The organism is Shewanella sp. SG41-3 (genome assembly GCF_014164545.1).
In the GTDB taxonomy this organism is placed as follows: domain Bacteria; phylum Pseudomonadota; class Gammaproteobacteria; order Enterobacterales; family Shewanellaceae; genus Shewanella; species Shewanella vesiculosa.
The window spans coordinates 449,381-461,401 of the sequence record NZ_JACJFJ010000002.1; the positions used below are offsets into that span (position 1 = coordinate 449,381).

11 protein-coding genes are annotated in these 12,021 nt (G+C 42.4%); 4 read left to right on the forward strand and 7 right to left on the reverse strand.

Going from position 1 to position 12,021, the window contains the following annotated elements; translation table 11 throughout:
* Positions 1–20 precede the first annotated feature (20 nt).
* A complete protein-coding gene (gene proC / locus H5164_RS05215; RefSeq protein WP_182755256.1) occupies positions 21–860 on the forward strand; it encodes a pyrroline-5-carboxylate reductase in 840 nt (279 codons plus the stop codon).
* Between the two features lie 117 nt (positions 861–977).
* On the opposite strand, the gene H5164_RS05220 is transcribed toward proC, so the two are convergent.
* Positions 978–1,508: an NUDIX hydrolase gene (locus tag H5164_RS05220; protein ID WP_124015502.1), complete on the reverse strand. Its 531-nt coding sequence runs from the start codon at positions 1,506–1,508 to the stop codon at positions 978–980.
* A 535-nt stretch (positions 1,509–2,043) separates the two neighbouring features.
* On the opposite strand from H5164_RS05220, the gene H5164_RS05225 reads away from it, so the two are divergent.
* Positions 2,044–3,210: a diguanylate cyclase gene (locus tag H5164_RS05225; protein WP_220492651.1), complete on the forward strand. Its 1,167-nt coding sequence runs from the start codon at positions 2,044–2,046 to the stop codon at positions 3,208–3,210.
* A gap of 52 nt (positions 3,211–3,262) precedes the next feature.
* On the opposite strand, the gene H5164_RS05230 is transcribed toward H5164_RS05225, so the two are convergent.
* From H5164_RS05230 to H5164_RS05255, 6 genes are all read right to left on the reverse strand, one after another.
* Positions 3,263–4,510 (reverse strand): dicarboxylate/amino acid:cation symporter, encoded by a 1,248-nt coding sequence (locus H5164_RS05230; protein ID WP_182755089.1) that lies wholly within the window; start codon positions 4,508–4,510, stop codon positions 3,263–3,265.
* A 246-nt stretch (positions 4,511–4,756) separates the two neighbouring features.
* Positions 4,757–5,650: a hypothetical protein gene (locus H5164_RS05235; protein ID WP_182755091.1), complete on the reverse strand. Its 894-nt coding sequence runs from the start codon at positions 5,648–5,650 to the stop codon at positions 4,757–4,759.
* A gap of 11 nt (positions 5,651–5,661) precedes the next feature.
* Positions 5,662–6,417, reverse strand: a complete 756-nt coding sequence (locus H5164_RS05240; protein ID WP_124015498.1) for a hypothetical protein — start codon at positions 6,415–6,417, stop codon at positions 5,662–5,664.
* Positions 6,414–6,944, reverse strand: a complete 531-nt coding sequence (locus tag H5164_RS05245) for a hypothetical protein (RefSeq protein WP_182722656.1) — start codon at positions 6,942–6,944, stop codon at positions 6,414–6,416. The genes H5164_RS05240 and H5164_RS05245 overlap by 4 nt, the downstream gene beginning before the upstream one ends.
* 7 nt (positions 6,945–6,951) lie before the next feature.
* Positions 6,952–7,236, reverse strand: a complete 285-nt coding sequence (locus H5164_RS05250; protein ID WP_124015496.1) for a J domain-containing protein — start codon at positions 7,234–7,236, stop codon at positions 6,952–6,954.
* 292 nt (positions 7,237–7,528) lie between these two features.
* Positions 7,529–8,425, reverse strand: coding sequence for a LysR family transcriptional regulator (locus tag H5164_RS05255; RefSeq protein WP_182755093.1), 897 nt, complete (start codon positions 8,423–8,425; stop codon positions 7,529–7,531).
* Between the two features lie 135 nt (positions 8,426–8,560).
* Between H5164_RS05255 and fdhD the strand changes: the two genes are divergently transcribed.
* Positions 8,561–9,376 carry a formate dehydrogenase accessory sulfurtransferase FdhD gene (gene fdhD, locus H5164_RS05260; protein WP_124015494.1) on the forward strand — a complete coding sequence of 272 codons (816 nt, stop codon included), beginning with the start codon at positions 8,561–8,563 and terminating at the stop codon, positions 9,374–9,376.
* On the forward strand, positions 9,369–11,711 hold the full coding sequence (locus H5164_RS05265; protein ID WP_182755095.1) for an FdhF/YdeP family oxidoreductase: 2,343 nt from the start codon (positions 9,369–9,371) through the stop codon (positions 11,709–11,711). Before fdhD ends, H5164_RS05265 begins: the two co-directional genes overlap by 8 nt.
* Positions 11,712–12,021 lie beyond the last annotated feature (310 nt).

Sequence of the window (12,021 nt, forward strand, 5' to 3'; positions counted from 1 at the left end):
CGACACTTTCGGAGGTTCCCATCGTTCAACATCAGTCATTAGATCCCAATACCTGTATCGCCTTTATCGGTGGTGGCAACATGGCCAGAGCTATTATCAGCGGCCTACTGAAACAAGGTCACAACAGTGCCAATATTCTAGTATGCGCCCCAAGTCAAACCACCCGACACGACTTAATCGATACATTCAATGTAAAAGTACATCAAGACAATACCGCCGCAGTTGCGTTTGCAGATGTCATCATTATTGCCGTTAAACCTTTTGTTGTACCGGTAGTGTGTGAGCAATTAAGTGAAGTGATGCAGCACGATAACCGTAAATTAGTTATCTCAATTGCCGCAGGAGTCAAACATGCCACACTGCGCCAGAAATTACATTTTTCACCCAAAGTCATTTGCGCCATGCCAAACTTACCGACCGCCATTGGTGAAGGATTAACAGGATTATACGCAAGTCCCGACACTCACAAACATGATATTGCCCAAGCAGAAAAACTCATGCGGGCTGTTGGTGAAACGGTATGGTTAACAGAAGAAAGCCAAATGTCGACCATAGTGGCGGCGGCGGGTAGCTCTCCAGCGTATTTATTCTTATTTTTAGAAGCAATGGAAAAAGCGGCTGTAGAACAAGGGCTGCCACAAGAAACTGCCACTAAAGCAGTGCTTCAAAGTGCAATGGGAGCAATATCTATGGCGATGAAAAGTCAGCATAATTTGGCTAACCTGCGCCACCAAGTGACCTCCCCTAAGGGCACAACAGAACAGGCAATATTGGCATTTCAAGATGGCGATCTCGATGAGCTTGTCGCCAATGCAATGGCGTGTGCAACATCAAGAGCAAAAGAGTTATCTATTGGTTAGGTCGATGAACTAGGCTGATGTTAATACCATTGGCCCAATGGCACTGTTCTGGCTGAGAATGACTTGATTATCGCCCGCACTCACTGATGACAGGCTCACGAGTAGCTTACGCCTCACTCACAGTAACTCTTGTTTGATCAGCTTCAGTAGAAAGGTTTCTCGTTCAATCGATAAGCCTTTTTTACTGCTATTGGCAATCGTATCTAAGTTATGCGCTATAGCCTCATCAATATCAATCCACACCGGCACCATGCCATTATTGATTTCATGGGCTTCAAATTGAGTCTCACCCAGCTGACTATCGATCTCACAAGTGAAGCAATAAGACAGCATGTTCACCGATGTATAACCCTCTCGCTGCCATGGGCGGTATTCTTCATATAAGCCAAATTCCTTAATATTGCGGATCTCTTGCGCGCCGGTTTCCTCTTGTAACTCCCGAATGAGCCCTTGCTCTATCTCCTCGCCCGCATCGACTCCACCACCTGGTAATGAATAGTCATGGTAGCGTTGGGTATAAAGCATCAATATTTGATTATCACGAATGACAATTGCACGGGCAGCAATACGAGTCAGCATAGTTTTTTGATTGGCATCAATAAATTCTGCTGGAGTATCAGTATGATAACGAGTGGTTAAATAGCGCATTATACGGGCTCATCGCAATAAAAAGCGCATGATACTGTGCCAGAGCTCAGGCTTCAAGTGTGCGTATACACTCATTCAATAGCTGCTTACAAACAAGTTAACACCCGTTTATTGCAAAATATACTCACTCAAAAAGTGAAGCTAACTAATGTCACCTTAGTGATTATCAATATAGACAATGGCATAGCTAAAATAGCCTATACTCATACAGACAAATTATTGAGCATTAGGGGCTGTTGGGTTTGCCGCTGAACTAAAGACAATCAAAAGAAATATCCATCAGCCATACAATAAACAGCTTATCTCGGGGCTCTACGCTAATTATCATCAAGTTAAGTCTGTTTTAACCGAGTCATACAATAATAGGTTTTTTTCGATACCACAGCACATAAAACAACTGACTAGGTGGCCGTTATTATTATATTTTCTCTCATAATCATTATTGCTGGTGCTCGCATAATCTGAAATATAGCCCCTATTATTACCAGGCTTAACGGTTAGCATTGATAGAATTTTACTTTGGAATTTGCTTACGATGAAATTTTGGTTAAAACAATTCGCCCAATATCCACCAGATCATCCCGATTACTGGCGAGTCCAATTAATCGGCTATACATTGCTGATTACAATGAGCTACTTTTTCATTCTTGCCCTGATTAATCTTTTGTATTTTAACAGCTTGGAATACACCTTACTCGATAGTGTTGGGTTATGTATTTCATTTGTTATTTTCTACCATTTCCGCAAAACAGGACGTGTTAAAATAGCCTCTTGGGCGACCACCATAATGGTAAGCAGCTTAATCATGCTATTTGCCATTTCAGCTAAGGGTCAATCCTACTCATTATTTTGGTCAACGCTCGTCCCACTGATTTCATTTTTTCTTATAGGACGGAAATGGGGAACACTAATTTCATGCCTCACCTTCGCCGTATGTGCTTTTTTGGTGTACCAGCAAACTCAAGACCCTGAGCCTGTAACGATTAGAACTCAAGCCTTATTTAATATTATCGAAGTGTGTATAGCACAAGTTTTACTGATTAGGTTTTACGAAAAAACTCGTTTTTCCGGCTATCAGAAGCTCGCACTTCGCAATTTAGAAATCCAAAAAATGGCTGAAACAGATAAACTCACCGGGCTGTATAACCGCGACAAACTCGATAAGGTTCTAGAACAACTGCTGACCATTAAAGCCGTGAATAACGACGTAATGCCTGATTCTGACAGCCGAGATAATAAATCGCCATCGATTGATATAGGCGTAGATGATAAAACCCCCACCGAACCAAGGTTACTTAAGCTGATATCTCGTTTTCAATCGCCTATTTCGGTAGTGATGATCGACATCGATCATTTTAAACGCATCAATGATAATCACGGTCATCTGGTAGGTGATAAAGTCTTATGTGAACTGGCGCATTTACTCCAAAGCCAAATGCGCAATGATGATTTATTAGTACGTTGGGGAGGTGAAGAGTTTGTGATGGTATTACTCAATACAACCTTAAATGACACCATAGAGCTAACCGAAAGATTACGCCAATATGTCGCCAAGCAAAATATTCAAGGTATGGCACTCACAATAAGCTTAGGCGTTGCACAATACAATTCACAAGACTCTGCTGACAGCATATTAGAGCGTGCAGACAAAGCCTTATACAAAGCTAAATCACAAGGGCGCAATTGCGTGGCAGTGGCTTAATAAATGCCGCTGCATAATCAATATCAAGCAGTGACATAGCATAGTAAGCTTTTTAATTGGCTTTATTAATTGCCTCACTCAGCTCGCTATCGAGTATTTTAGGCACATAATGTTTGCCATTAATACGCTGAATAATTTGGGTCGCGGTTAAATCATGTACCACATTAATCACTGTCGATGCGGCATCGGTGATTGCACCAATGACCACTAAAATAGGGATAACTTCCATCGGTAAACCTAAGGTAGTCACAATAAAAATTTCGCCTAAAAATGCTCCTCCCGGGACTCCGCCAATGATAAATGCAGACAATACCGAAATCAAAATCGTCAGCATAAACACATCTGGAGTAAAATCGAGACCTAATAGCGAATAGATAAACACGATTTTTAGCGCAGTGATCGCTGCTGCACCACCTTTATTAAGATTCACTAACAATGGCAAACTAATCTCTGCAATTTGCTCGTTTAAGCCCATTTTAGCGGCGCTGCGAATGGTCACAGGTAATGTCGCTAATGATGAACTAGTGCCTAATGCCGTCACTGCGGGTTCAAGCATATGTTGCCAAAACTGCTTAACCCCTTTTACTCCGCCACCAATCCATGCGTATAGGGTTGAACCTAAGGTAATATATAACGCCATTGCGACAAAAAATAATCCAACAGCTCGAGCAAACGTGCCCATTAACTCAGTATCTTGGCTAGCCATGGTCGCAGCAAAATAAGCTCCAAGCCCAATAGGCGCAACATACATTAATAGCGAAATAACTTTCATGATCACAGTATTTAAACTGTCTAGCATGCGTCCAACTCTCTGGCCATCTTCACCTGATTGACCAATGGCCACACCGCCAATCACCGACATAATGATCAAAGCTAAAATGTTTGATTTAGACAATAAACCGACAAAATCATTGGTGGTTAACAAGCTAACAAAATCCATACCGCCTGATGCAGCATCAACCGTATTGGCTAAATCAAGTGTCACGCCTTGGGCAGGATCGTACGCTAACGCCAGCAATACGACACCGACAGCGGGAATAATTGCCATCACAATTGATACCAGCATAATCGACACCAGTATCGCGCCTAATTTCTTTAAATCCGTCATGTGCGCGATAGATGACATCACGCTCACAGCCACCAGAGGCACGATGATCATAAACAATAGATTAAGGAAAATTTGCCCTATCGGCTTGAGCTTTATGGCGAGTTCAGGCACTAAGCCACCGAATAGCCCACCAAGCAATAAAGCACCCAGCAATATAATTGACGAACGATAAGCGCGTAGGCTACTGAACATAATGGCTCCTAAAGACAGTTAATCAACACAAAAAATGGCCAGCAGACTCGGCCTAAGGAACACTTAACGTACAAGCTAGTAATGAGTTAACTTTTAAATACAGTCACTTATCACTCAGTTGAGCGGTATTTCTCTCGAAAACATGTAACGACAAGATGATGGCTAGAACTAAAATATGGCACAAAACCAATAAGATACCAAGCGAATAGAGGAAGCTTACACACAAGTAAGCTTCCTAAAGTGACATTACATGACGATATAGATGGGCCAACCAAGAAGACCGACTAAACCTTCCTTGTATTCAAATCGCTCTAATCGCTCAGGAGAGGCATTTTGAGCAGCCAACTCTTGATAACTTCGAGAGAAATTTAATGTGCGTAGCAGTGCAGAGTTAAAGTTTTTACCTAAATCCAAACGGATAGCAGCTTCAAGCTCCTTAGGTAACTCAGCCAGGGCGAGCTTAGTTTGTTGCTCGATAAATTCGAGGCTAAACCACTGCGGCTGAAGTTCTACACTCGTCATACGCCGTTTAAGATCTGGGCGCACTTTTTTACCGTCGAAAAATATCCGATAAAGCACAGCTTCTGCTAAGGTACTTTCCAGATTGATATAATCCATAGGGTCAAAGGTGCCAGAAATATAAAACTGAGCTAACAATGCATTAATAGATTGCTGGCGATTATGCTCGGTTAAGGCTTCTTGATAATAAACCCAACCTTGCCACTCATCACAATCCGGTGGACTCGACACTTGATCAAGCAAGATTTTATCCACATCGCCATAAACCGATTTGCCATGAAGCCTGTACTGGCTCACTTTAGTTAGCATACCCCAGCCTTTCTGAAACGACTTAACCACGCCGTCATCATTGAGCAGCAACGCAATAGCAATATCTTGATTTTGGTTCGACAACGCCATCAAACCAATACTCACAATACCAATCACATCTTGCGCCGCTTCTTCAAGCAAATGCATTTTATACTTGTTATAAAACTTATCTGCGAACTTAAGGCTCATCAAAATGGCTTTCGCTTTGATCTGTCCCAATTGCTCATTACTAAGCACATCTTCGGTTCGGCCATAAGCCAACACCCGACTCAAATAGGGACCCTGATTTTCGTCACGTAATACCAATTGCATTTGCAGAACCCTTAATCAAGAAAGCTAAACATGTCATCAACTTCAGCATACTCGTCAGTGACTTGGTTCTTTTCTTTCGCCTGAATCACTAATTCGCTAGCAAATTGGCTGATAATTAACTGCCAGTCAGAGCCAGTATTACGCAGCATGTTCTTGATCGACTTCTCGACATTAGGTGCTCTATCGCGGATCAGCGCCAGCAAACTTCGCGGATCATCAATGCTCAGACTATGAGCTTCTTCATCGGCTTGCCAATCAGAATACCCTACGGTTTCCTCATCCGCTTCATCATCAAAAGTATCGTTAATCTCATCTTCATCATCACTGCTTCCACCTAAGATAAGCTCAATAAATGGGATCGATAGATAAAACAGTGCTGCAGGGTCTTCAGCCAAACATTCTAAAATAGCAGTTTGTTTTTCTTCGCTGTCCTGGATACGGATAAGGTAAGTCATAAAATCAAACGTATGATGCATTAACTCTTCAGCATTACTCTTGATTTTTTCTTCCCAGTAAAGCGGTTGCTGGCAGACGATGTCACGGATCTGTTCTGGCGACATAAGCTCAGACATGATCGATGGACACGAAATATCATGCTGACTGTTAATTTGCGTCAGCGTAACTATGTCCATTTTTTCTATAACTTCAACCAACTGATCATCAGACATTGACGACGCAATTAACTCAAATCTCTTGCTTGCCTGTTTAGGCTCAACATTCGCCAGCTCTTGTATTTCAGCGGCGGTTATTTCAATGAGACTGTTCATTCGATATCCTCATCATATTGGTCATAATAACCTTCTTCATCGCTATCATAGTCATTGTCGTCATCGTTCTCGTCACGCTCATGCTCATGAAGACCATCAGAATCATCCTCATCAGCGATTTGCTTGGGCGCTGATTCTCCCTGCGTCTCCAACAAATACACCACAGCACAACTTTCAATGAGCAGATCTTCGCTGTATTTGCGTACCGCAAGTGCTAGTGGTAGATCGGCATTGTTAAATGCAATCGTGGTTTTAAACTCATCCCAGCTAGGATGAATATTCAAGCTAATCCAATGTGCCCATTGACGCTTTGATTCAGGAGAGAACTTGACTCTATCATAAAGCGCTACCGGTAAATATTCAGGGACAGAATCGAGCATCCCAGGATCAGCCAACAATATCGCTCTGATTTGGCTAGTAAACTTTGCTAGTGCATTGGGCGTATCAGGATCGTTATAAGATTCGATATTGTCATGGGCATTATTTTTTAGCTCATTAATGCGTGAAATATTAAGATGTTTAGCCATGGGATACTCAGGAATAATATTCGTCCCACAACTCCCGCATTGCGGCAGTGGGATCAGTGACAATTACGTTATTGAAATCATTGATAAACGCATTTCGCTGCTTTTTATCTGATAACACTTCGTAAGCTTTTTTGACTCGTTGGAGCTGAACCGATGCTTGTTGTTTCTCGTCATCAGACGCCCCAAGTAACTTGTCAGGATGGTACTTGTTCGATAAACGTTTATAGGCTTTTTTTATGTCATCTTCTTTGGCATTGGGTCTAACGCCCAGCACACTAAAGTGGTTAATCATAGTTATTCCTGCAGGCGATGTGGCAGTGATTGCGAGATAAAAAAGTCTGTGAATAGATAATTTTTTAGCCCGCTATTATATCAACATTCACAGGCTAGCAGCAAACATAAACCACAGTTAACTGCTAATCATTTAAAGCGCCAATAACCTATCAAAAATACTGTTGTCTTAAGTGGGGTTGATGTTTGCTGCCGTTAGGATGTCACCAGCCAAGCTTAATCAAGTGTGATGCATCATATTCACCACCATAGATTGACTAGCATGGCGCTCAAATGGTAAACAAAGGCAGAAATTAGCCCGTATTAATCAAACTCACAAACTCGTTCATTGCTGGCGACACACTGTATTTACGGGTAATAAACACTGTGTTACCTGATTGAATATGTTGCAATGGCCAATAATGTAAATTAAATAATTTTTCAGCCGATTTGGCAATACCACTACTGACAATGGCATAACCAATATCGTGCTTTACCGCACTGACTAAATGAAATAGCGAATCAGTTTCTAACACCACATTAAAACGTAACTGAGATTGTGCCAGCGCATTATCAATATATTGCCTAAACTGCATATTTTGGCTTAACAATACCAATGGCCTTTGCTGCAAATCCTTAAGGGCTAATGCCCCATCGCTCAGTGGTGTATCAAGTTGCGACACTAATGTTTGACTTGCTAGCAAGGCCATATCGTTATCCATTTGAGGATAAAAATAAAATGTGCGCCGATTCGCCTCAGTAAGATTGTCATCAAACCCCAAACCTATGTCGATTTGATGTAAGGTCAGTTGCTCGATGAGCTTTTCATTAGTGGTCACCAACAAGGTAATTGTAATATTAGGATGCAGCTCATTAAATTGTTTAATGATCGGCATAATATCCACACTCGACTGCGGCACAATACCAATCCGAAGAGAACCAATTAACGGCCCACTAAATACACTGAGTTCTTGCTTTAACGCCACTTGATCCAAGAGCATTTTTTCAGCATAGCGCAACACAATCTGCCCAGCATCGGTTAACGCGACAAACTGACTGCCACGCACCACCAGCTCAGTACCAAAACTTTTTTCTAAAGCCGTGATACTGGCCGATAAGGTAGGCTGAGTAATATGGCAAGCCTTGGCTGCTTTAGCAAAATGCTTAAACTTTGCTAGCTCATAAAAATAATGTAACTGCCTAAGATTCATCCCTCGCCCTAAATACTAGCTATCAATTTCAACATATTAATAGATAAAAACTATCACCGCATAAATTTGTTTGATTGGCTTTGTGCATTAGCGGTCACTAAACTGTGATTAAGATCCCGTTTTGAGTCTACGCCCATGAATGCTGCATACAAATGGTTACCCCCCATAGAACATCTGGTAGAGGAAGCGGCGGCGGCCATTAGCATTAACGGCATTAACTATGCCGTGATGATGGTAACGCCAGATAACATTGAAGATTTTGCCATTGGTTTTTTGTTTTCAGAAGCGATTATTCAACACGATCATGACGTGCATGATATTCAAATAACGCCATCTGATAACGGCTTTATTATTGAAGTAACCATTTCTAATCGTTGTCTATACGCCTTAAACAGTAAAAAACGTCGACTCGTTGGGGCTACCGGTTGCGGGATTTGCGGGGTTGAAGCAATAGAACATGCACTGCCACAATTATCCATATTGCCCATCACCCGTCCCATTGACATTACTGATGTTGAAAGCCTGAAACAGCGTATAACTGACAGCCAAATAAAAGCGCAGCAAAGTGGCGCAATACACGCTGCCCTGGGCTTAACAGCACAAGGTGATATTGTTGCCTGTCGTGAAGACATCGGCCGCCATAATGCCCTCGATAAACTTATCGGCATGTTACTAAGGCAAACAACCACGACTCAAGAAACATCATGTAATACCTTATTAATTACCAGTCGTTGCAGTAGTGAGTTAATCCATAAAGCGGTTCTTTTTGGCGCTAATAACCTTATTAGTCTTGCCTCGCCCAGCCAACTCGCAGTCAAACTGGCACTACAATATAACCTTAATATTATTCACATCCCCAAGTATTCAGCGCCTATTTATTATTCAAATTACGATGCTCATTTCGATGTTAACCGTTTATCGCTGAGCCCTATCGGAGAAATCAATGTCTAGTCATTATCAAAAACCAACCAAAGCCGGTGGTTTTCCTTCACTGCAAGCGACGTTTACTCATGTACTGCGTAGTCAACAGACCAAGCAAAATCTCAAAAACTTACTTCGCGTTAACCAAACCGATGGTTTTGATTGCCCAGGTTGTGCATGGGGTGATAACAAACAAGGTGCATTTCAGTTTTGCGAAAATGGTGCTAAAGCAGTGGCATGGGAGTCGACCGGTAAAGGAGTTGGACGCGAGTTTTTCAGCCAATATTCAGTGCGCCAACTGGCAAAACAAACGGACTATTGGTTAGAGTATCAGGGCCGTTTAACCGAACCTATGCGCTTTAATGCTGTCACCGATCACTATGAACCGGTTACCTGGTCTGAAGCTTTTTCGATCATCGCCACCAAGCTCAACAGCTTAAGTCGCCCTGATCAAGTTGAGTTTTACACTTCTGGCCGCGCCAGTAACGAAGCCTCTTATCTTTACCAATTATTTGGGCGGCTGTATGGCACCAATAATTTTCCCGATTGCTCTAATATGTGCCATGAAGCCAGCGGGGTTGCACTAACAAAATCAATCGGCATTGGTAAAGGCACCGTGGTACTTGAAGACTTTGACGCCGCTGAAGCCATTTTTGTGTTTGGCCAAAACCCTGGTACCAACCACCCCAGAATGATGAATACTCTGCGTAAGGCTGCCAAGCAAGGCTGTAAAATTGTGACCTTTAATAATCTTAAAGAAGTCGCCTTAGAAAAATTCGCCAGTCCACAAAATCCCATAGAATTGCTCACTCCAGCAGCCACCACCATTAGTCACTTGTATTTAACCCCTAAGTTGGGCGGCGATATGGCAGCAGCACGCGGTATGGCTAAATTTATTATTGAACAACGTCCAGACAAAATTGACCATGACTTTATTCAACAGCACAGTGCGTTTTTTGAAGACTATCAACACAAAGTTAAGCACACGAGCTGGGATAAAATTGAACAACAATCTGGGCTAACAAAAGCACAGATTATTCAAGCGGCCACGCTGTTCAGTAACAGTAAAACCGTGATCAGCTGCTGGGCCATGGGGTTAACTCAGCACAAGCATTCGGTCGACATCATAAGCGAAGTGATTAACCTGCACCTTCTGTGTGGTCAAATAGGTAAAAAAGGCGCTGGATTATGCCCTGTCCGTGGTCACAGTAATGTGCAAGGTAACCGCACTATGGGCATTAATGAAAAGCCATCTGCCGATTTTATCGATAAATTGGATAATTACTTTGCTACCACCTTACCGCGCCTAGCGGGCCACAATGTGGTTGAAGCACTGAAAGCGCTGCACAGTAAACAGAGTAAAGTGTTAATATGCTTAGGCGGTAATCTTGCAGCGGCGGCACCTGATACCGACTTTACTTACCAAGCAATGCGCAATGCTGAACTCAATGTGCAAATTAGCACCAAACTTAATCGCAGCCACTTACAAGTGACTCACGATGCATTAATTTTGCCTTGTCTAGGTCGCACCGAATTAGACCAGCAAGTTAGCGGTATTCAAAAAATCACCGTTGAAGACACCTTCAGCATGGTTCATGCGTCAACAGGTATGACCGACCCCGTCTCAGAACAGTGTTTATCTGAAATCGATATTGTCGCCCAAATGGCTCATGCTACCTTCAGTCATCTCAATCACAGCCATACCAATCAAAGTCATGCAGGCAATAAGCTCAACTGGCTAGCTCTGCGCGACGACTATAGCCTTATCCGCAATCTTATTGAAAACACGATTACTGGATTTAACGATTTTAATCAACGAATCGAACAACCAGCCGGATTTTATCTCGGCAATAGCGCAGCTGAGCTGGTTTGGAATACCAGTAATCAATTAGCTCAATTTAATCCGAGTGAGTTGCCCGATTCTGTCATCGCAGATTGTTCAAGCAACGCACAAACAACTCAGTCATCCGCCGAACAACACCCTATTTTGTTACTGCAAAGTCTGCGATCTCACGACCAGTACAACACCACGATTTACGGCATGGACGACCGATATCGCGGGATTAAAGGCAAGCGGAATGTATTGTTCATGAACCAACAAGATGCCGTTCAGCTTAATCTCGTTGAAGACCAACTTATTGATATACAGTCTATCGCCAACGACAACATCGTTCGCAAAGTATCAGGCTTCAGTGTGGTTTTTTATGATATCCCGCGCGGTAACATTGCCGCCTATTACCCTGAAACAAATCCGCTAGTCTCCATTAACAGTGTCGGAGTCGGTTCATCTACCCCAACATCAAAATCGATCCCGGTGATCATTACGCCATCAAGTAAACAAGTGATTAATGTGGCACTAGTATAAGAGTGTCGACAGACACTCTTTCACAAAAAATCTATGACTAAGCGTAAATAATACCAATGCCATTTGTGTAAACACTGGCATTGGTATTAGCGGTCATATCAGGGGTCATATTAAGAGTCCATGCTAGCGAGTTATAATGCGCCAGCCTACAAAGAGTGATGATTTGTCAGTAAACACCTTAACCACAGTGGTCAGTAAATCAATTAACCTTAGCTTGGGTTAAATAGCCGCACGGCGAATTACAGTAAAGCTTGAAACCTACTCAATCACGCCATCTTTACACTTCTTTAATTGAATAATTAAATGAGAT

Bases quoted from the DNA above. Each gene is read 5' to 3' on its own strand.
- fdhD (WP_124015494.1), top strand. From the start codon at position 8,561: ATGAATGCTGCATACAAATGGTTACCCCCCATAGAACATCTGGTAGAG.
- H5164_RS05255 (WP_182755093.1), bottom strand. From the start codon at position 8,425: ATGAATCTTAGGCAGTTACATTATTTTTATGAGCTAGCAAAGTTTAAG.
- H5164_RS05245 (WP_182722656.1), bottom strand. From the start codon at position 6,944: ATGGCTAAACATCTTAATATTTCACGCATTAATGAGCTAAAAAATAAT.
- H5164_RS05220 (WP_124015502.1), bottom strand. From the start codon at position 1,508: ATGCGCTATTTAACCACTCGTTATCATACTGATACTCCAGCAGAATTT.
- H5164_RS05235 (WP_182755091.1), bottom strand. From the start codon at position 5,650: ATGCAATTGGTATTACGTGACGAAAATCAGGGTCCCTATTTGAGTCGG.
- H5164_RS05230 (WP_182755089.1), bottom strand. From the start codon at position 4,510: ATGTTCAGTAGCCTACGCGCTTATCGTTCGTCAATTATATTGCTGGGT.
- H5164_RS05250 (WP_124015496.1), bottom strand. From the start codon at position 7,236: ATGATTAACCACTTTAGTGTGCTGGGCGTTAGACCCAATGCCAAAGAA.
- H5164_RS05225 (WP_220492651.1), top strand. From the start codon at position 2,044: ATGAAATTTTGGTTAAAACAATTCGCCCAATATCCACCAGATCATCCC.
- H5164_RS05240 (WP_124015498.1), bottom strand. From the start codon at position 6,417: ATGAACAGTCTCATTGAAATAACCGCCGCTGAAATACAAGAGCTGGCG.
- H5164_RS05265 (WP_182755095.1), top strand. From the start codon at position 9,369: ATGTCTAGTCATTATCAAAAACCAACCAAAGCCGGTGGTTTTCCTTCA.